The sequence below is a fragment of the Paraburkholderia phytofirmans genome, assembly GCF_046028095.1.
Classification (GTDB): domain Bacteria; phylum Pseudomonadota; class Gammaproteobacteria; order Burkholderiales; family Burkholderiaceae; genus Paraburkholderia; species Paraburkholderia phytofirmans_A.
Genome location: NZ_JAQQDJ010000006.1, coordinates 313,115 through 333,368, shown reverse-complemented (window position 1 = coordinate 333,368; position 20,254 = coordinate 313,115). Strand labels below are relative to the sequence as shown.

Here is a 20,254-nt window from a genome sequence, read left to right as displayed (position 1 = left end):
ACGCACGAACATCCGAATAAACGACGACGTCTGAAAGAACCCGGAGCACATCAATGAGCACCACCCAACAGCCCGCGGCAACTACACAGCCGACTCAATCGGCCCCACAGCCGACGCAACCGCCGGCACAACCACCGGCGAACAACGGCAAACGCAAGCTCATGATGACGCTGCTCGTCATCGTGATCCTGATCGCCGCGATCGCTTACGGCTTTTACTACTTCCTCGTGGCGCGCTTTCATGAAGACACCGACGATGCGTACGTAAACGGCAATGTCGTGCAGATCACGCCGCAGGTCACCGGCACGGTCGTCGCCGTGAACGCGGACGACACGCAAACGGTGAAGGTCGGCGACCCGCTCGTCGTGCTCGATCCGGCCGACGCCCGCGTCGCACTGGAGCAGGCCGAAGCGAATCTGGCGCAGACGGTGCGCCAGGTGCGTGGCCTGTTCGCCGACGACAATCAATACCAGGCGCAAGTGGCCCAGCGCCAATCCGATCTGTCGCGCGCCCAGGACGACCTGAAGCGCCGTTTGGCAGTCGCGCAAACCGGCGCCGTGTCGCAGGAAGAAATCTCCCACGCTCGCGACGCCGTGAAGAGCGCGCAAGCCGCCGTCGACGCCGCCCAGCAGCAATTGAACTCGAACCGCGCGCTGACCGCCAACACCACGATCGCGAATCATCCGAACGTGCAGGCCGCCGCCGCGAAGGTCCGTGACGCGTACCTGAACAACGCGCGTAACAACCTGCCGGCGCCGGTCACCGGCTACGTGGCGAAGCGCTCGGTGCAGGTCGGCCAGCGCGTCTCGCCGGGCACCCCGCTGATGGCGATCGTGCCGCTCGGCGGCGTGTGGGTCGACGCGAATTTCAAGGAAGTGCAGCTCAAGCACATGCGCATCGGCCAGCCGGTCGAACTGACGGCCGACGTGTACGGTTCGTCGGTGGTGTATCACGGCAAGGTGGTCGGCTTCTCGGCGGGCACGGGTTCGGCGTTCTCGCTGCTGCCCGCGCAGAACGCGACCGGCAACTGGATCAAGGTGGTGCAGCGTCTGCCGGTGCGGATCGCGCTCGATCCGAAGGAACTGGAACAGCATCCGCTGCGTATCGGCCTGTCCATGCAAGCCGACGTCAGCATCAAGGACGACAACGGCGGCCAGCTCGGCCAGGCGCCGAACACGGTCTACCAGACCGCGGTGTTCGAGAAGTACGGTGACGAAGCCGACGCGGAAATCGCCCGCATCATTTCGCAAAACGCAGGTCCGAACGGCGGCTCGCAAAAGTCGTCACAGGCTGACAGCGCGAAGCCTGTCGCGGCGAAGGCGATGTAACGCACGCGACGATTCAGACAAGGCTTCTTTAATGGCTCAGGCTCAGGCGCAAGTCCCTCATCCGCCGCTCGAGGGCGCGCAACTGGTGATCGGCACCATCGCGGTGTCGCTCGCCGTTTTCATGAACGTGCTCGACACGTCGATCGCCAACGTGTCGATTCCCTCGATTTCGGGCGACCTCGGCGTGTCGTCGGATCAAGGCACGTGGGTGATCACCTCGTTCGCGGTTGCTAACGCGATCTCCGTGCCGCTCACCGGCTGGTTGACCGAACGCATCGGCCAGGTGCGGCTGTTCATGGCGTCAATCATCCTGTTCGTGATCTCGTCGTGGATGTGCGGCCTCGCGCCGACCCTGCCCTTTCTGCTCGCTTCGCGCGTATTGCAAGGCGCGGTGGCCGGCCCGATGATTCCGCTGTCGCAAACGCTACTGCTGGCGAGCTATCCGCGCGCCAAGGCGCCCATGGCGTTATCCATGTGGGCGATGACCACGCTGATCGCGCCGGTGGCCGGCCCAATTCTCGGCGGCTGGATCTCGGACAACATCTCGTGGCCGTGGATTTTCTACGTCAACATTCCGGTCGGCGCGATTGCCGCCGTGGCCACGTGGATGATCTTCCGTAATCGCGACTCCGTCATCAGAAAGGCACCGATCGACGGCGTCGGTCTCGGCCTCCTGATCGTCTGGGTCGGCTCGCTGCAGGTCATGCTCGACAAAGGCAAGGATCTCGACTGGTTTTCGTCGACGACCGTCGTCGTACTGGCGCTGGTCGCGGTGATCGCGCTGGCGTTCTTTATCGTGTGGGAATTGACGGCCGAGCACCCGGTGGTGGACCTGTCGCTGTTCAGCCGGCGCAATTTCACGGGCGGCACCGTCGCGCTTTCGATCGGCTACGGCCTCTACTTCGGCAATCTGGTGTTGCTGCCGTTGTGGCTGCAAACCGATATCGGCTACACCGCGACCGAAGCCGGTCTGGTGATGGCGCCGGTCGGCCTGTTCGCCGTGCTGCTGTCGCCGATCACCGGCAAGATTTTGCCGCGCACCGATCCGCGCTATATCGCGACCCTGTCGTTCCTCGTGTTCGCGCTGTGTTTCTGGATGCGCTCGCGTTATACGACCGGCGTCGATACGTTTTCGCTGCTGGTGCCTACCTTGATTCAAGGGATCGGCATGGCGGGGTTCTTCATCCCGCTGGTGTCGATCACCCTGTCGGGACTGCCGGGCAACCGGATTCCGGCGGCGTCGGGCCTGTCGAATTTCGTGCGGATCATGTGCGGCGGCATCGGCACGTCGATTTTCCAGACGGCGTGGGATCACCGCACGATCATGCATCACGCGCAACTGGCCGAACAGGCTAATGCGTACAACCCGGTGTTCGACCAGTCGATCCGACAGATGGGCGCGGCGGGCTTCAGTCAACCGCAGGCATACGGCCTGTTCAACACGATGGCGACGCAGCAGGCCGCGCAACTCGGTGTGAACGACCTGTTCTTCGTGTCCGCCGGCATCTTTATCGCGCTGATCGCGTTGATCTGGATCACGAAGCCGGAGCGCGCCGGTGGAGATGCGGGTGCGGCGGCTGCGGCGGCGCACTGAGTTTTCGGCTCAAGTCCGTATCCGGCAGATACGATATAAAAAAGGCGGGACCGCTTCCTGAGCGGTCCCGCCTTTTTCTTTGCAGCGCGTTTGTCGCGCGTTGTGCCACGTATAGGGCGTTCAGCTCCCTGTCGTGACGACCAGCCGTTCGGGCGCCAGCACACCCTCGCCTTGTTTGGCGACGCCAAGCAGACGCCCCTCTGCTGCGTACACCCGGACGCGCGGCGCATTCACTGCATCGCCCGTGATGGTCAATTCGGACAGCTTCAACCGCTGGCCGTGCAGGAAGCGGCGCGTCGCGTCTTCATTCAACTGCACGAGCGGGAACGTCGACAGCAACGCATCCACCGGTTGCAGCCATGCATCGCGTTCGCTTTCGGCCGCGTCGGACAACGCGTCGAGCGTCACCGAATTGTCGAGCGTCAGTGCGCCGACACCGGTGCGCCGCAGCGCCACCAGATGCGCGCCGCAACCCAACGCTTCGCCAATATCCTCGGCCAGCGTGCGCACATACGTTCCCTTGCTGCACGTCACGCGAAAGGTTACGTCCGGCAGCGCGCAGGCGAGCATCTCGAGCGCGAGGATCGTCACCTGACGCCCTTCCCGCTCCACCGTCTGGCCCGCGCGCGCGTATTCGTAGAGCGGCTTGCCGTCACGTTTGAGCGCCGAATACATCGGCGGAACCTGCGTGATCTCGCCGAGGAATGTCGGCAGAACCGCCAGAATCGCGGCCTCGTCGCAGGTTACTTCACGCGTGTCGATCGCTTCGCCTTCGGCGTCGCCGGTGGTCGTGCGGACACCAAGACGCATGGTGGCCTCATACGTCTTGTCGGCTTCGAGCAGGTCTTGCGAAAACTTGGTGGCTTCGCCGAAACAGAGCGGCAGCAAGCCTGTGGCCAAGGGATCGAGCGTGCCGGTGTGGCCCGCCTTTTTCGCCAGGTAGAGACGCTTCGCGCGAATCAGCGCGTCGTTGCTCGACAGGCCGAGCGGCTTGTCGAGCAGCAGCACGCCGTCGAGCGCGCGACGCGGCACGCGGGGGCGTTGAGGTGCGGTCATGTCAGAAAGACGAAAGTCTTCGAAGGATACGGGAAACGGCACTGAGCGCTTGGCGACTCAGGCATGGCAGCGAGCGCCGCAACAACGGCGCGCTCAGTCTTCTTTCGCGCGATTGGCGTTGGCTTCGTCAATCAAACGCGACATCTCGACGGCGCGCTCGATCGTCTTGTCGTAATGGAAATGCAGCGTCGGCACGGTATGGATATGCAGGCGCTTGAACAGCTGATTATGCAGATGGCCGGCCGCGTGCGTGAGCGCTTCGAGAGTCTGCTGCGGATCGCCGGTGAGCGTCGTGAAATAGACCTTGGCGTGCGCATAGTCAGGCGTCAGCTCGACGCTTTGAATCGTGACGATGCCGATGCGCGGATCCTTGACCTCGCGCAGCAGTTCGGACAAATCGCGCTGGATCTGATCGGCGATCTGCACGTTGCGATTGGGAGAAGAACGTTTTTTAGGCATGGTGTGATGTGATCCGTTCTGACGGATGCAAAAAGTGGTTCGCGCCGCCGCGTTTTGGGCTTTTGTCCTTACGGCATTCAAACTGCGCGGATGACCCGACGAAACTCGACCGCAGGCGCTGTGCGTGACGGATACGAACAAAACGCGTGGCCCCAAAAACAACGGGCGGAGCGGGCGTTAAAGCCCGCTCCGCCCCTAGAGCCGTGCCGCGTGAATTACAGCGAACGCGCGACTTCGGTGATCTCGAAGACTTCGAACTGATCGCCTTCGACGATATCGTTGAAGTTCTTGATCGACATACCGCACTCGAAGCCCTGACGGACTTCCTTCACGTCGTCCTTGAAGCGCTTGAGCGAATCGAGTTCGCCCGTGAAGATGACGACGTTGTTGCGCAGCACGCGCACCGACGACGAGCGCTTGACGAAGCCGTCCGTGACCATACAGCCGGCCACCGCGCCGATCTTCGGTACCTTGAAGACCTGACGCACTTCGACCGTCCCCGTGACGATTTCGCGCTTCTCCGGTGCCAGCATGCCCGACATCGCGGCCTTCACGTCATCCACTGCGTCATAGATGATGTTGTAGTAGCGAATATCGACGCCGTTGCTTTCCGCCAGCTTGCGAGCTTGCGCATCCGCACGGGTGTTGAAGCCGATGATGACCGCCTTCGAAGCCGTTGCCAGGTTGACGTCGGACTCGCTGATGCCACCCACGGCGCCGTGCACGATCTGCACGCGCACTTCGTCGGTAGAAAGCTTGAGCAGCGACTGCACCAACGCTTCCTGCGAACCTTGCACGTCGGCCTTGACGATGAGCGGCATGTACGCCACTTCGCCTTCGCCCATCTGTTCCAGCATGTTCTCGAGCTTCGCGGCCTGTTGCTTGGCCAGCTTGACGTCGCGGAACTTGCCTTGACGGAACAGTGCGACTTCACGCGCCTTTCGGTCGTCCGGCATGACGATGACTTCTTCGCCAGCTTGCGGCACTTCCGAGAGACCCTGAATTTCGACCGGGATCGACGGACCCGCCGACTTGGTCGGCTTGCCGGTTTCGTCGAGCATGGCTCGCACGCGACCGTAGGCGCTACCTGCCAACACCACGTCGCCGCGGTTCAGCGTACCCGACTGGACCAGGATCGTTGCGACCGGACCCTTACCCTTGTCGAGCTTCGCTTCGATGACGAGACCCTTGGCCGGCGCTTCGACCGGCGCCTTCAGTTCCAGCACTTCGGCTTGCAGCAATACGTTTTCGAGCAGATCGTCGATGCCCGCGCCGGTCTTGGCCGACACCGACACGAACGGCGAATCGCCACCGTATTCTTCCGGCACGACGCCTTCAGCGACGAGTTCCTGCTTGACACGGTCCGGATTCGCATCCGGCTTGTCGATCTTGTTGATCGCGACGACGAGCGGCACGCCGCCGGCCTTCGCGTGAGCGATCGCTTCCTTCGTCTGCGGCATCACGCCGTCGTCGGCTGCGACCACCAGAATCACGATGTCAGTTGCCTTCGCACCGCGGGCTCGCATGGCCGTAAAGGCTTCGTGACCCGGCGTGTCGAGGAACGTGATGACGCCACGCGGCGTTTCGACGTGGTAAGCGCCGATGTGCTGCGTAATCCCGCCCGCTTCGCCCGCTGCAACCTTGGCGCGGCGGATGTAGTCGAGCAGCGACGTCTTGCCGTGGTCGACGTGACCCATGACCGTGACGACCGGCGGACGCGGCAACGATTCCGCATCGGAGATTTCGCCTTCGACCAGCATGGCTTCCGGATCGTCCAGCTTGGCCGCAACCGCGTGGTGACCCAGTTCCTCGACGATGATCATCGCCGTTTCCTGGTCCAGCATCTGGTTGATCGTGACCATCTGGCCGAGCTTCATCATCGACTTGATGACTTCCGACGCCTTCACTGCCATCTTGTGCGCCAGATCGGCGACCGTGATGGTTTCCGGCACGTGCACTTCACGCACGATCGGTTCGGTCGGGGCCTGGAACGTGGTGTTCTGATCCTGATGCTTGCCGCGACCCTTCGGGCCACCGCGCCAGCCGCGATCGACACCGCCGCTCGTATCGCCGCGCGTCTTGATACCGCGGCGCTTCGCGGCGTCGTCCTGCCAGCCGCCCTTGCCGCCGCCCGGCTTCTTCTTGTCGCCGGCGGAAGGCGTGGTCGTGGCAGCCGGAGCCGCAGCAGCCGGTTTCTTCGCTGCCGGACGCGCCGGTGCTTCACCCGCCGGACGCGCCGGCTTGTGCAGCGTGCCCTTGGCTTCCGCGGCCTTGGCCGGCTCAGCGGGCTTCGGTGCTGGTTCCGGCGCCTTGACCTGCGCCTTGCGCGGCGTGTTCATCATTTCGCGAATCGCGCGCGCTTCGGCTTCAGCCGCGGCACGGCGCTTGGCGATCTGTTCCTGCTCGGCACGCGCTTTTTCAGCAGCCTGACGCGCTGCGTCTTCTGCTTTCTTCGCGGCTTCGCGTTGCGCGGCGCGCTCTGCTGCGGCGCGCTCGTCGTCCTGCTCGCTTTGCTTGGCGACCACCGGCTCCGCTGCCTTGGCAGCGACCGGTTCAGCCTTCGCGGCCGCGGGTTGCGCAGCTTGTGCCGGCTTGGCAGCCTGCGCCTGCTCGCGAGCTGCCGCCTCGGCCGCAGCACGCTTCTTCGCGGCTTCTTCTTCGGCGCGGCGACGTTCGGCTTCAGCAGCCGCTTCGCGCGCCTGACGTTCCGCTTCTTCGCGTTCGAGTTGTTCCTGACGCGCCTTCAGCTCCTGAGCCTGCTTTTCGAGCAGCTCGGCTTCGTGACGAGCTTCCTCTTCACGACGCTGAAGTTCCAGATCGTCGACGTCGGCCTCGGCCACATGATTCGATGCATCTCCGTTTTCAGCGGAGGTTTCGTCGCGGCGGACGAAAGTGCGCTTCTTGCGCACCTCGACCTGAATGGTGCGAGCTTTGCCCGTCGCATCGGATTGCTTGATTTCCGACGTATGCCGTTTCGTCAGCGTGATCTTGCGCTTGTCAGCATCAGTCGAGCCGTGAGACTTGCGCAAGTGGTCGAGCAGACGCGCCTTGTCCGTTTCGGACAAGCTGTCGTCTTCGCTCGCTTTTGTGACGCCTGCTGCCTGCAGCTGCTCAAGCAGCACGCCTGCAGGCATTTTCAGTTCCGCGGCAAATTGGGCTACGTTGTTACTCGCCATTCATTCCTCTTAATGCAAGGACCGATTCCTTGCGGTTAGCATCGGGTCATGCGGCCTGACGGCCGCTTCAATTTAGTGCGCCATGGTCATTTCTCACTGGAACCAGTGTTCACGTGCTTTCATGATCAACGCCTTAGCGGCATCCTCTTCCATTCCGGTCATCTCGACCAGTTCATCCACAGCCAGTTCGGCGAGTTCGTCGCGCGTCTGGATCTGATGTTCGGCCAGCTTGGCGAGCAGGTCGGCGTCCATGCCGTCCAGGCTCTTCAGGTCGAGTGCTACATTTTCGACCTTTTCTTCATTCGCGATTGCCTGCGTCAACAGCGCGTCGCGCGAGCGGTTACGCAGTTCGTGAACGGTGTCTTCGTCGAATGCTTCGATTTCGAGCATTTCGTTGAGCGGCACATAAGCGATCTCTTCGAGGCTCGTAAAGCCTTCGTCGATCAGGATGTCGGCGACTTCTTCGTCGACATCGAGACGCGCCATGAACAGGTCACGCAATACACCGCGCTCCTGATTCTGCTTTTGCGCAGATTCGTCCGGCGTCATGATGTTGATCTGCCAGCCGGTGAGTTCGCTGGCAAGACGCACGTTCTGGCCGCTGCGGCCGATCGCGACCGCCAGTTCGTTTTCGTCTACGACGACGTCCATCGAATGTTTTTCTTCATCGACGACAATCGACTGGACGGCTGCCGGCGCGAGCGCGCCGATCACAAACTGTGCGGGATCCTCCGACCATAGCACGATGTCGACGTTTTCGCCACCGAGCTCGTTACGCACCGCCTGCACGCGCGAACCGCGAATTCCGACGCACGTGCCGATCGGATCGATGCGCTTGTCATATGCGACCACGCCGATCTTGGCGCGCACGCCTGGATCCCGCGCAGCCGCCTTGATTTCCAGCAGGCCTTGTTCGATTTCCGGCACTTCCATCTCGAACAGCTTCATCAGGAATTCGGGCGCCGTACGCGACAGCTCGATCTGCGGGCCGCGCGCGGTGCGATCGACCTTCGCGATGTAGGCACGCACGCGGTCGCCCACGCGCAGGTTTTCCTTCGGAATCAGCTGGTCGCGGCGCAGCAGCGCTTCGACACGGCCGGTTTCGACGATGAAGTTGCCCTTATCCAGACGCTTCACCGAGCCGGTCATAATGTGCTCGCCGCGCTCGAGGAAGTCGTTCAGGATCTGTTCGCGTTCAGCGTCGCGCACCTTCTGCAGGATCACCTGCTTGGCCGCCTGCGCACCGATACGGCCGAATTCGATCGACGGCACCGGTTCCTCGATGAACTCGTCGAGTTGAATCTCGGGCTTCTGCTCGCGTGCTTCGAACAGCAGGATTTCCTGATCCGGCTCCTGCAAGCCGGCTTCGTCCGGCACCACTTTCCAGCGTCGAAACGTTTCGTGTTCGCCGCTTTCACGATCGATCTGGACGCGAATATCCGCGTCTTCTTCGAAGAGTTTCTTGGAGGCCGAAGCGAGGGCCGCCTCGAGCGCGGCAAATACCACGTCTTTGTCGACGTTCTTCTCGCGTGCCAGCGCATCCACCAGCATCAACACTTCGCGACTCATTGTTTGCGGCTCCTAAAGTCAAACTTCGGAACGAGGCGTGCCTTATCGATATCCGCGAGCGTGAAATCGAGCATCGCGGCGCCTTCCTTCCCTTCAAATTCCAGACCGATCGTCTCGCCTTGCGGAGCATGCAGGATGCCCCGGTACGATTTCCGTCCGTCCAATGGCTTTTTCAATGTGATTACCACTTCGCTGCCTGCGAAGCGTTCAAAATCCGCCAGTTTTTTCAGCGGGCGGTCGAGCCCCGGCGACGATACTTCAAGCCGCTCGTAATCGATATTTTCGACCGTCAAAACGTGCTGGAGCTGACGCGTGACTTTCTCGCAGTCTTCGATCGCGATGCCGGCCGGCTGGTCGATATAGATACACAGCATGCCGCGCCCGGTGCGCTCGAGATCGACGAGCTCGTAGCCGAGTCCCACGACCGTGGTTTCAATCAGTTCCGTCAGTTGCACAGTGCCCTCTTAGATGTTCGCGCAGCGAGCCTGCCGCTTGTTTTGCAAACAACCAATGCGGGCCGCGCGCCAAGCCGGCGCACGTTCGTGCTACCCGAGATGCCGAACCACTGAGAACTGCGCGGCAAAAAAAAATGGGCTAAACGCCCATCATCTTATTGCCGGTGGTCGCACCTGAGCCGCACATAAAAAGCCGCACGCCCAGCGACTCCGCGATTGTAGCCATTTTTCAGGACAAACGCAAACCGCAGAACGCCGCCCAACGCGCTTTTCCGCTTGATTTCATGGGAATCTTGCAACGATATGACGGCGCTTCGGGGCTTTTGCAAGGCGGCTCACGCCGCCCCGAACCCGCACCCGGCAAGCGGGGCAAATGAAATCCGCCCCCACTTCCATTTACGCCACGGTTTTATGCATCACATGAAATGTGAGCGGCGCAAAGCCGATGGCGTTCGTCGATCGACTCTGACGGTCGCCGGCGAAAGATCGATAAAGAGATCCGCGGCTGACCGCCATGCTTGACTGGCGTGATGCTCAGCGGCCGCGCGAACGGCCGCGAGGTGCGCCGCCGCCACGATTGGCGCCGCCCGCGTTGGCATTGCCGCCGCCCGCACGGTTGCCGGCGCCGCCGCGATTGTTACCCGGCCCGCGGGTGCCACCGCCGCTACCCGGATTGGGGCCGCCGCTGCCGCCGGCCCGCTTGCCGCCGCCAGCCGCACGGTTGCCATTGCCCGACGGTGCGCGATTGCCATCGACTTCACGGCCGCCACGCGGGCCGCCCGCGCCACCGCCCATCGGGCCGCTGAAACCACCGGCGCCACGTCCGGCGCCGCGATTGCCGTAACCACCGCCGAAACCGGCGCCCGCGCCGCCACCGAAGCCGCCGCCCGCCGCGCCGCGCCGGCCCTGACCCTGGCCACGCGGTTGCTGCTGGTCGAAGCGGCCGTGCGACATCAGCACGGGTTCGCGGCTGATGAAGCCCATCGACGTCTGCATCGGATCCGGCTGCTTGCGCTCCGGCGCTTCCCGGCGACCGCCCTTTTCTTCTGTCGGCGCCTTCAGGCCGACGGACGACATCAGCGCGCGCACCTGATTGTCCTCGAGTTCTTCCCAACGGCCGCGCTTGAGACCCTTCGGCAACGAGATCGGGCCGTGACGGGTACGAATCAGGCGGCTGACCATCAGGCCGGCCGCTTCGAACATACGACGCACTTCGCGATTACGCCCTTCGGCGAGCGCGACGTGATACCAATGATTCGTGCCTTCGCCGCCGCCATCGCGGATACGCAGGAAGTTCGCCGGGCCGTCTTCCAGCTCGACGCCGTGCAGCAGCTTCTGACGCATGCCTTCGGCCAGTTCGCCGACCACGCGCACCGCATATTCACGCTCGACGCTATAACGCGGGTGCATGAAACGGTTCGCCAGATCGCCCGACGTGGTCAGCATCAGCAGACCTTCGGTGTTGAAGTCGAGACGGCCGACCGCGAGCCACTTGGCGGTTTTCATCGGCGGCAGATTGTCGAACACCGACGGACGGCCTTCCGGATCCGCGTGGCTGACGATTTCGCCGGTCGGTTTGTGATACAGCAGCACGCGCGGCGGCTTGTTGGCCAGCTTGCGCTTGACCGGCTTGCCATTGATGCGGACCTGGTCGGTCGGCATGATGCGCTGGCCGATGTGAGCCGGCTCGCCGTTCACCGACACGCGGCCGGCGACGATTAGTTCTTCCATGTCGCGGCGCGAACCCATGCCGGCTTCGGCCAGCACCTTGTGCAGCTTGGGCGCGTCGTCGTCGGCGGCGAGCACGCGCTTGGGCGCGGCCGGCTTGCCACGGCGCAGCATCGGCGCGCGCACGCCACCGGTGGCGCTGTTGTCCGCGTCGAACGCGGGCGATGTGACGTACGAGAACAGATCGTCCTGACCCGCGACTGCCGCGGCCGCCGGCGCTTCACCGCCGCGGCGGTTGTTTTGACGCTGGCCGCCTTCGCGCGGCTGACGCTCGCGTTGACCTTCACGTTGACCTTCGCGCTGACCTTCGCGCGGCGCGCCGTCACGCGGTGCGCCCTCGCGCTTCGCGCCGCCCGCATTGCGGCGCGGCCCTTGACCCTTTGCGCCCGCGTCCTTGCGCGGCATACGCACTTGCGCGACGACTTCGCCGTCCGGCGGCGCCTCGGTGACGACCGGCGCCCCTTGCGCGGGCGCGCCTTCGGCGCCCTTCGTCTTCGCGCCGGCGCGGCGCCGTGCGATCAGGCTGCGCGGGCCGCGACGCAGGCCGCGGCGCGGACGGTCTTCGCCGTCTGCTTCCGTGGTCTGCGCCGGGCGCTCGCCCTCGCCTGCCGACGCTTGCGTGGTGCGCGTTTCGTCAGCGCGCGCCGACGGCACGGCGCGCTCGGATTCGGACGAATCGGTGTCGTGGGTATGTGTCAAAACAACCTCAAAATGTCAGGTCGCGCACGCCCGTTGCGGGCGTGGCAAAAAAGTTCGGTTACGTCAGGCGCTGCGCGACTCGGGTTCGTCGTCGGTCAGAATGCCTGCGTCCTGCGCCGCATCGCGACGATCCAGAGGATCGCCGTGCGCCGCCTTGGTCGGGTTCGGCTCGGCGGCGTGCTCCGTATTGCGGAGTACGCCCGAGTCGTGCGCGGGTGTTGCCGGATCGGCCTGGGAGACCGGATCGTGATTCTCCGCGGACTCGGCGACGCCGGTCTGCGGTACAACGTTCGCCGGGTGTGCCGCTTCAGCGTGCTCCTGCGCGGCCGGCGTGGCAGCGGCGTCCGGATGCGCCCCGGATGATGCCGATGCATTTTGCGCTGCAACTTCCGCTGCGCTGTCGGCCGACTGCGCCGATTCCACCGGCTCAGCGTGCTGCGTCTGATGCTCGTCAGCGATTTCTGTTCCCGACGCCTCGTCTACTGCTTCAAGCGGGCCTTCTGCGGCATGGCCGGCTGCTTCAGCGGAGTCGGATTGCCGCGCTTCGCTCGTGGCTTGCGGAATATTTTCCGACTCGCCATCGGCAGTTGCGCTTACGAATTCGGCTGCTTCAACTACCACACCGGAATCCACCTGCTCTTCTACCGGAGCCAAAGCCTGTGCGACATCGACGTCGGCGAACTCGATTGCGTGCTGACCGAGCAGATCCGCGTTCAACTGCGCCGACGGATCGGCGAGCGGTGGCAATTCGTCCAACGCCGTCAGCCCGAGGTCGTCGAGGAACTGCCGCGTGGTCGCGTACAGTGCCGGGCGACCCGGCACGTCACGATGGCCGATCACTTCGATCCAGCCGCGATCTTCGAGCTGCTTGACGACCTGCGTATTCACCGTCACGCCGCGAATCTCTTCAATATCGCCACGCGTGACCGGTTGCCGGTATGCAATGATCGCGAGCGTTTCGAGTACCGCGCGCGAATATTTCGGCGGTTTCTCGGGATGCAAACGATCCAGATACGAACGCATCGCGGGCTTGCTTTGAAACCGCCAGCCCGACGCCAGCCCGACCAACTCCACACCGCGCCCAGACCAGTCCTGCTTGAGGTCTTCGAGCAACGTCCGAACGGTGTCTGCCGACACGCCGTCGGCAAAGAGCTTGCGCAACTCGCCGAGCTTTAACGGCTCCTGCGCGCAGATCAAGGCAGTCTCGAGGACGATCTTCGCCTCTTGGGTATTCATGCAGCTAGGTCAGACCCTGTGGTCAAAGAACCGGATCAAACAGACGATGTGGAACTGAAGACGCGCTCGCCCGATTCTGATCGGTCATATTGATGGGAGCACGCACCGGGGGGAGGCGAAACAGACAATCGAGCCAAACCCAGCCGGACGGAGCAGCGAAATTCCTGAAGGGAACCGCGTGACTGAGCGCCATATTACGCAAAAACAATCAGTGCGTAAAGACGAAATCCCCCGCGCATTTTCTAAACATGGTCTCGCGGACGTGCTTTAGAGAAAAAGCGAGCTTGATCTGATAAACACCCGCTTTCTTCGGCTCTTCTTCGCCTGGTTGGTTCAATAGCTTTACGCAGCCACCTTTTCCGCCACGCAGTCATTGGGCCGTGGCGTGCTGCGCCAGGAAACGTTTCAGGCGCTCGACGCCCGCGTCCAGCCGCGCCGTGTCGCAGGCGTAGCACCAGCGCACGAAGCCCTCGCCTTGCGGACCGAACGCGCTGCCGGGCGCCACGCCGAGCCCGACGTCACGCACCATCGCCTTGCAAAGCTCCAGACTGCGCGAGGCGCCGGGCATCGAGAAAAACAGATACATCGCACCGGGCGGCGCCTTGACGTCGACGCCGGGCACCGCGGCGAGCGCGCGCACCAGATGGTCGCGCGACGCCTTCAGGTCGCGCACCAGTTCCTGCGCGAACCGCTCGCCCTGCTCGATGGCCGCGATGCCCGCCTGCTGCACGAAGGCCGGCGCGCACGAAGTGTTGTACTCGACGAGCTTGCCCAGATCGTCCATCAACGAGGCGGGTGCGACGATCCAGCCGAGCCGCCAGCCCGTCATCAACCATGCCTTCGAAAACGAATTGACGCAGATCACGCGTTCGTCGCGGCTGGCCAGATCGAGGAACGACGGCGCCGTGCGCGAGGGCGCGCCGGCCGCATCGGGCTCGGCGTCCGCGTAGTAAAGGCGCTCGTAGACTTCGTCCGCCACGATCCAGATGCCGTGGCGCCGGCAATGCGCCAGCACGGCGCGCTGCTCGTCGCGGTTCATCACCCAGCCGGTCGGATTGTTCGGCGAGTTGATCAGCAGCATTTTCGTGTCGGGCGTCAGCGCTGCCAGCAGTTGCCCGAGGTCGAGTTGCCAGCCGCGCTCACCGTAGCCCAGCGCGAACGTTTCGACATGCGCGCCGAGAATTTTCGGAATCTCGACCAGATTCGGCCAGAGCGGCGTCACCGCGACGACGCGGTCGCCCGCGCCCACCACGAGTTGCGCCGCGAGCATCAGCGCATTGACGCCCGCGCTCGTCACCGCGATGTGCTCCGCTGACGTCGCGCCGTGCAGGTCGCTGACGTAGCCCGCCAGCGCGGCGCGCAGCGGCGCGATGCCGAGATTGTGCGTGTAGAACGTCGCACCGGCCGCGAGCGATGCGCTGGCGGCGTCGCGGATGAAGGCGGGCGTGACGCGGTCGGATTCGCCGAACCAGAACGGCAGCACGTCGGCGACGCCGAAACCGGCGTTGGCGACTTCGCGGATCTGCGAAGGACGTAGCGCACGCACGGCATCGCGCGCGTTCGGGATGGATGGCACGGGCAGATCCGATTCGCTCATCGAGGCTTCCAGACGGGTGAAGGGCGTGGGTTGAAATTCAGCAGAGGCGATAGTTTAGCTTGGTGTGTCTTTTGCGGACCGCGAAGTCGGCGGATGAGAATGCGTGGCGAGGTGACCGGGCGCCGTGCCGCTGGCGGTTGGCCGGGTTCGTCCAAGAAGCAACGTACGCTCGAGAGCCGCGCCGACCGTTCCGTCGCACCGGCCGAGCCTGAGGGGCGTCGCACGCGTCACGCGGCTGGACCTTTGCCGCCCACGGGAAAATCGTCCTGCCTGCACGACCGCGCATTCACCACCCACGGGAATATCGCACTCCCCGCGCCGCCCGCGCATTTGCCACCCGCAGGAACATCGCGCACGTCCGCCAACCACAAACTAGTTCAAATCCTCCGCCCTGCCCGGCAACTGGCGAATCAGTCCCCACACCGCCTCCGCCGCCGGCGACAGTGAGCGATCGCGCCGCCGCACGAGCTCGACCGTACGTTCCGCGCGCGGCACGAGCGGCCGGGCCACCAGCGCGGCGCCCGCCGGCAGGGGCAAGGCCAGCCAAGGCAGCACGCTCACGCCGACGCCCGCCTCGACCAGCCCAAAAACAGTCGCGGAATGCCCCAACTCCTGCACCACCGTGGCGCTCACGCCGTATTCCTGCATCGCGGCGTCGATGATCGGCCGGCTCCCCGACGCGTAATCGAGCATCACGAGCTGCTGGCCGTCCAGGTCCGTCCACGCCACCCGTTCCTGCGCCGCTAATGGATGATCGTCGCGCGAGACGACGCAGAACGAATCCGTCATCAGCGATTCGCTGAGCAGGTCGTCGGCGGAAAACGGGCCGATGATCACGCCGAAGTCGACTTCGCCCGACTTGACCTTGCGCACCACGTCGCTCTGCACGTCGTCGCGCAAGCCGAGCGCGATATACGGGAATTGCTGCCCGCACGAGGCCACCACGCGCGGCATGAGCCGGCATGCCACCGTCGGGCTGGCGGCGACCACCACGCGTCCGCGGCGCTGTTCGCCGATTTCGCGGATCTCGCGCAGCGCGTCGTCGAGGTCCGTCAGAAGACGCGACACGCTCGACACCAGGTTGCCGCCGACGTCCGTGAGTTGCACCTCCCGGGTGGTGCGATCGATCAGCTTGAGCCCGATCTCGCTCTCCAGTTCCCGCACGCAGCGGCTGACCGCCGACTGCGTCAGGCCGATTTCATCGCCGGCGCGGCTGAAGCTCTGCAAACGGGCGACCTCGATGAAAACCCTTAGCTGGCGCAGCGTGACATTCATTTACCGACCTCATCAATTGCATCATTTGATGCGCATTGTAAGGCTAAAGACAGCACCATATTCGCTTTTCGCAGTTTCGCTGCAATGCAGCAATAAGGCGCAAACGCACGCTGGTCGGGCTTGATTGCACAAGATTGGTGATTGTCCCGATTTGCGAGATGGGTTTTTTGGATTCTTATACGCCCCTAGCTAGCGCCCGCGCTGGCCCGCTGTCACAGGGCTTTCAGGCGGTTGGACTCAACTTGGCACACTTCCTGCATTTAGATGCAGACAAGGGTCGGCGCCATGATTCTGACTGCATAGCAGACCGTGGCAAGCCCGACCCTCCTTGGCACTCGCCTATCGAGTGCATGGAGAGTGCGCGGCGCGGGGCAGCGCACCGGAGTTAGCTTCGCTGAGGTGAAACATGATGCTGTTCGACGATTTGAGAGACAACGAGTGGGCGCTGGTCGAGGCGTTGTTCTGTGCGGAGCCCGCACGGAGCGAACGGCGCGGTCGGCCACGCGTGGAAGCGCGCGCGGTTGTCAACGCCGTGCTGTGGGTGCTATCGACAGGCGAAGGCTGGTCCAAACTGCCGGGCCGCTATCCGTCGCCGCCGACTTGCCGCCGTCGTTTCGACGAGTGGCAGGCAGATGGTACGCTCGCCGAAATAGTTAAGCGACTCGGCACGAGCGGCCGTGAAATTTCGCTGCGCGGCCGGATTGGCGCGACCGCCGCGAAACCGCCAGCACCGCCGAGCCGTGACCGCCTGCGTGGCGCATTCTGGACCAATCCGGAATCGTGGCGCGCGCCGGTCAAGATGGCCTGACGCAAACCGCTTTTCCTCCGGGCGCCTGCGGGCGCCCGGCATGTATCAAACCCAGGTCGACGCGTTTTCATGCACGCCGTACCTGTCATGGGCACCGCTCTTCGGCGCGCCCAACACAGTCGTCCCCTCCCGTTACACCCAGCCTGCTGCGCGCTGCTTCAGACGTCTGAAGCAGCGCGATAGTTGCTGGTGAAACATCCATTTACTATTACTTACAGCGTGCTTTCGTGACTGGGCATACCTTATGTGTATGCAAACAGGCCTTGTCGATCGGCTTGACGGGAGCTCAGCATGAAACCAATGTCACTGCTTCTGTGCGGCATTGTCGTTTCATCAATGGCCGCACCGGCGCTTGCCCAGCAGCGCCAACAGGCTTGGAACTGGAGGCCGGATCGTCCGGCTACCATCGAAGCCTGGCAGCAAAGCGATACGCGCGCCCGGGACTTCACCCCGCCGGCGCCGCGCGGAGATTTGCGCGGCGATATCGCCAGCAATGTGCGCACGCGGCCGGAGGCGCCTCGGCAGGATCCGACGCGCCGGCGTTAGGCGGAGTTGGACCTGAGTAAAGGCCAAGAAAAGGCCGAGAACAGGCCGTGCGCAAGTCGTGCGCCGTGCTCGCGAAACTCCGTAGCGCAGATTGAATGATTGGGGGAACCACCGCGCCTCGTACCAGTCTGATTTAACGCCATTAGCACAGCGTGGCAGTAGTAATTCCGGTACGCCCGTATCCTCGCGATACGGGCTTTTTTTTGCAGTGTCGTTGCGCAAATAGAGGTCCTGCGGGCGCGCAAGACACCCGGCGCGGCGCAGGCGCAATGATGAGGCGGAGACGGGAGCAATGGCGACACCGCCAGCCGCTCGAAGTGGCCGGGAAACAACGCCTGCCAGCCCGCCGGACCTAAGGCCGGACTTCGAGCGCCGCGGTAGGCCGCGTGTCGGCGGTGGCGACGACGTAGTCGTTCATGCGCTGCGCTGTCCAGCTGAGCAGAGTTTCGTCATGGGCGAGCCGCGTAAACTCGGCTCTGCCGCGCTCCGTGAGCACGGCGATATCGACAGGTGCGTGGAAACCGGGAGCCGGCGCGACAGTGCGCTGCCGAACGGTGTCCATCAAGCCTAGTGCGCGAAGATACTGGAATACACCCGGCCTTCTAGCCCATGGGACCTGGCGATATTGCGCCCGCCGCAGCGCTTCAAGTACCGCTTCGTTGGAATACGTGGTCATCTCACTTCTTTCTTAAAGTGCAGCTATGACACATTTATGCCCAACACGTCACCGCGCCACCAGTGACGCGCGTAGCACCCGCCCTTGGCTGGAAGCTGACTGCAACGTGTGCAGTCGAATTCCGCCAGGTGCTGCCTGGTCTCGTTTTCGGAACCCCCGTCTGAACGGCATGTTAGCGTTCTGTCCAGGAGCCGGCGATGCAACCGCTGCGGCGCGATAGCAGGCCCGTGGATTTGTCCCGAAAGACATACGTTACCCCATTTAAATTGATTCTATTCACTTTATTAGCGCTTTTTTTTGCAGCAATCGTGCTATGGAAGGGTGCCCGCCGCCCTCTCGCCATCTGCACGGTCGCCTTCTTCTGGCTGCTCGCCGCCGGCTGGCTCACCGCACCCTTGCTTCGGTTGGCGCAACCGCACTGGCGGACGGAGACGCCCGCTACGTTCGCGCCGCGCACCGCGATCATCATGCTGGGCGGCGGCACGATCTATGGCGATGACCACGTCCTCATGCCGCCGCGCGACGTGCTTGCGCGCATTGCGACCAGCGCCGAGTACTACGCCGCCTGCAAACGCGCGGCCGATACCTGCCACGTGATCGTGAGCGGCGGCAATCCGCAGCGGCATCACGCGACCGAAGCCGACACGTATCTGCCTTACCTGCTGCGCCGACAGGTGCCGCGCGCTGACATCGTGCTGGAAAACAGAAGCCTCACGACCTACGAAAACGCGCGCAACGTCTCCGGCATTGTGCAGGGCTCACGTTACGATTCGCTGATCCTCATCACCTCGGCCTATCAGATGCCGCGCGCCTTGCTCGACTTCCACCGCTTCGGCCTCGCGCCGCAGCCGATGATCTCGAACGCAATAGGCGCACGTCTCGGTGTACTACCGCGATATGACAATCTGGCGAGTGCGGAGATCGCGTTGCACGAATTGATTGGCATCGCGCAATTTCATGTCTACCGCGCGATCGGCTGGTTCTGAAATTCAATCCGCATTACAGAACGATTATTTAGAGATCCCAATAATGCGCTTGAGCGCCGATACGTCATCGTGACTCTCCCGCGCCAGGTCACCGCGCATCGGAATTGACGCCGGGGCGTAACCAGATGTAACGAATTGTCATTGCAGTTACAAAACCCTCCGTTGGAGCGGATATTGCTGACTAGAATGCATTGTCTTTCCGTTTGGACAGGCAAGTACTCGGGTCCACAACCACTCTGCGGAGGTAGCAATGAAGAAAGTGTCCCTGGCGATCCTGGTTTCCCTCAGTGCCGTAACGGGCGCGGCATATGCGCAGGACAACGGCGTCATGATGAGCACCGATCCGGCCAAGGCCGCCGACGTCGAGCAGCGTGCGCAAGATTTGCAAAACCGGCAGCAAGCAATGGATAGCGCACCGGCTGCGCCGATGAAACACCACAAGGGAAGCATGCATCACAAGAAAGCTCCCAAGGCTGACGCCGGCTCCTGAGCGCAATTACCCGACTCACCTGCGGCCGCGCCGCGAAGGTGAAAAGCCGAAGCCGGCACCGCCGGCTTCGGCTTTTTTGTTGTTTAATGATCTGGCGATGGACTCGCCAGACGCGGAGCAGCGCGGCGCGCCGAGCTGGCCAGCGCCGGCGGCTCGAGGCCTCGCGGCGCCCGGCTGGCGGTGTGCTAAAGTCGCGCACCGCCCGGCGCCTGGCCGGAATCCCCTAACCCGTGCGCACCTTGGTGCGGAGGACAGCATGAGCAACATCCAGCTTGATATCGAATGGACTGAAGCAGCATCTCGCAAAATCGAAAAACTGATGCCGCGCGGCGGTCAGGAAGCGTTTCTGGCGCTGCCGCCCGTCGAATGCCTGCCGATGGAAGGCGACGTGCTGTTTCTCGGCCCGGACGGCAAGCAGCAGCCGTTCATCGTCGCGGAACGCCAGTATCACCATGATGGCGACGCCGACTGGACCATCATCCTTATTCTCGACGTTCCACAAGCCACGCATTAAAGACAAACGGCGAGCGCCGTACCGGGCTGATCGTGCCCGGCAGTGCGCTCGCCGCTTTGCAA

At 63.4% G+C, this 20,254-nt stretch carries 16 protein-coding genes and 1 pseudogene; 7 read left to right on the top strand and 10 right to left on the bottom strand.

The window, feature by feature from the left end:
• Window positions 1–53 precede the first annotated feature (53 nt).
• The gene (locus PQR54_RS19750; RefSeq protein WP_408248565.1) at window positions 54–1,328 is read left to right on the top strand and encodes an EmrA/EmrK family multidrug efflux transporter periplasmic adaptor subunit; all 1,275 of its coding nucleotides are present in this window, start codon (window positions 54–56) and stop codon (window positions 1,326–1,328) included.
• The gene (locus tag PQR54_RS19745) at window positions 1,306–2,922 is read left to right on the top strand and encodes a DHA2 family efflux MFS transporter permease subunit (RefSeq protein WP_408248691.1); all 1,617 of its coding nucleotides are present in this window, start codon (window positions 1,306–1,308) and stop codon (window positions 2,920–2,922) included. The genes PQR54_RS19750 and PQR54_RS19745 overlap by 23 nt, the downstream gene beginning before the upstream one ends.
• Window positions 2,923–3,042: 120 nt before the next feature.
• Here PQR54_RS19745 and truB read toward each other — a convergent pair whose 3' ends face one another.
• The 9 genes from truB to PQR54_RS19700 all read right to left on the bottom strand — a co-directional run bounded on the left by truB (window position 3,043) and on the right by PQR54_RS19700 (window position 16,172).
• Window positions 3,043–3,978, bottom strand: a complete 936-nt coding sequence (gene truB, locus PQR54_RS19740; RefSeq protein WP_408248563.1) for a tRNA pseudouridine(55) synthase TruB — start codon at window positions 3,976–3,978, stop codon at window positions 3,043–3,045.
• 93 nt (window positions 3,979–4,071) lie between these two features.
• On the bottom strand, window positions 4,072–4,437 hold the full coding sequence (gene rbfA, locus PQR54_RS19735; protein WP_042324072.1) for a 30S ribosome-binding factor RbfA: 366 nt from the start codon (window positions 4,435–4,437) through the stop codon (window positions 4,072–4,074).
• A 215-nt stretch (window positions 4,438–4,652) separates the two neighbouring features.
• Window positions 4,653–7,613 carry a translation initiation factor IF-2 gene (gene infB, locus PQR54_RS19730; RefSeq protein ID WP_408248561.1) on the bottom strand — a complete coding sequence of 987 codons (2,961 nt, stop codon included), beginning with the start codon at window positions 7,611–7,613 and terminating at the stop codon, window positions 4,653–4,655.
• Window positions 7,614–7,706: 93 nt separating this feature from the next.
• Entirely contained in the window at window positions 7,707–9,182 is a 1,476-nt protein-coding gene (gene nusA / locus PQR54_RS19725) for a transcription termination factor NusA (RefSeq protein ID WP_012432652.1), read from the bottom strand.
• The gene (rimP, locus tag PQR54_RS19720; protein ID WP_012432651.1) at window positions 9,179–9,637 is read right to left on the bottom strand and encodes a ribosome maturation factor RimP; all 459 of its coding nucleotides are present in this window, start codon (window positions 9,635–9,637) and stop codon (window positions 9,179–9,181) included. Before rimP ends, nusA begins: the two co-directional genes overlap by 4 nt.
• A 534-nt stretch (window positions 9,638–10,171) precedes the next feature.
• Complete coding sequence (gene rluB, locus PQR54_RS19715; protein ID WP_408248558.1) at window positions 10,172–12,064, bottom strand: 23S rRNA pseudouridine(2605) synthase RluB; 1,893 nt, start codon at window positions 12,062–12,064, stop codon at window positions 10,172–10,174.
• Window positions 12,065–12,127: 63 nt separating this feature from the next.
• The gene (scpB, locus tag PQR54_RS19710) at window positions 12,128–13,300 is read right to left on the bottom strand and encodes an SMC-Scp complex subunit ScpB (RefSeq protein WP_408248556.1); all 1,173 of its coding nucleotides are present in this window, start codon (window positions 13,298–13,300) and stop codon (window positions 12,128–12,130) included.
• Window positions 13,301–13,670: 370 nt separating this feature from the next.
• On the bottom strand, window positions 13,671–14,897 hold the full coding sequence (locus tag PQR54_RS19705) for a pyridoxal phosphate-dependent aminotransferase (protein ID WP_408248554.1): 1,227 nt from the start codon (window positions 14,895–14,897) through the stop codon (window positions 13,671–13,673).
• 372 nt (window positions 14,898–15,269) lie between these two features.
• Window positions 15,270–16,172 carry a LysR family transcriptional regulator gene (locus PQR54_RS19700; RefSeq protein WP_168793445.1) on the bottom strand — a complete coding sequence of 301 codons (903 nt, stop codon included), beginning with the start codon at window positions 16,170–16,172 and terminating at the stop codon, window positions 15,270–15,272.
• A gap of 409 nt (window positions 16,173–16,581) precedes the next feature.
• Here PQR54_RS19700 and PQR54_RS19695 point away from each other — a divergent pair.
• A pseudogene (locus PQR54_RS19695) lies at window positions 16,582–16,977 on the top strand (transposase); the annotation flags it as partial.
• 294 nt (window positions 16,978–17,271) lie between these two features.
• On the top strand, window positions 17,272–17,526 hold the full coding sequence (locus tag PQR54_RS19690) for a hypothetical protein (protein ID WP_106313984.1): 255 nt from the start codon (window positions 17,272–17,274) through the stop codon (window positions 17,524–17,526).
• A gap of 352 nt (window positions 17,527–17,878) precedes the next feature.
• Here PQR54_RS19690 and PQR54_RS19685 read toward each other — a convergent pair whose 3' ends face one another.
• On the bottom strand, window positions 17,879–18,202 hold the full coding sequence (locus PQR54_RS19685) for a hypothetical protein (RefSeq protein ID WP_408248552.1): 324 nt from the start codon (window positions 18,200–18,202) through the stop codon (window positions 17,879–17,881).
• Window positions 18,203–18,468: 266 nt separating this feature from the next.
• Between PQR54_RS19685 and PQR54_RS19680 the strand changes: the two genes are divergently transcribed.
• The 3 genes from PQR54_RS19680 to PQR54_RS19670 all read left to right on the top strand — a co-directional run bounded on the left by PQR54_RS19680 (window position 18,469) and on the right by PQR54_RS19670 (window position 20,192).
• Window positions 18,469–19,188, top strand: a complete 720-nt coding sequence (locus tag PQR54_RS19680) for a YdcF family protein (RefSeq protein ID WP_408248689.1) — start codon at window positions 18,469–18,471, stop codon at window positions 19,186–19,188.
• Between the two features lie 250 nt (window positions 19,189–19,438).
• Window positions 19,439–19,678 (top strand): hypothetical protein, encoded by a 240-nt coding sequence (locus PQR54_RS19675; RefSeq protein WP_408248550.1) that lies wholly within the window; start codon window positions 19,439–19,441, stop codon window positions 19,676–19,678.
• Between the two features lie 256 nt (window positions 19,679–19,934).
• Window positions 19,935–20,192 (top strand): hypothetical protein, encoded by a 258-nt coding sequence (locus tag PQR54_RS19670; protein WP_007182306.1) that lies wholly within the window; start codon window positions 19,935–19,937, stop codon window positions 20,190–20,192.
• The last annotated feature ends 62 nt before the right edge of the window (window positions 20,193–20,254 follow it).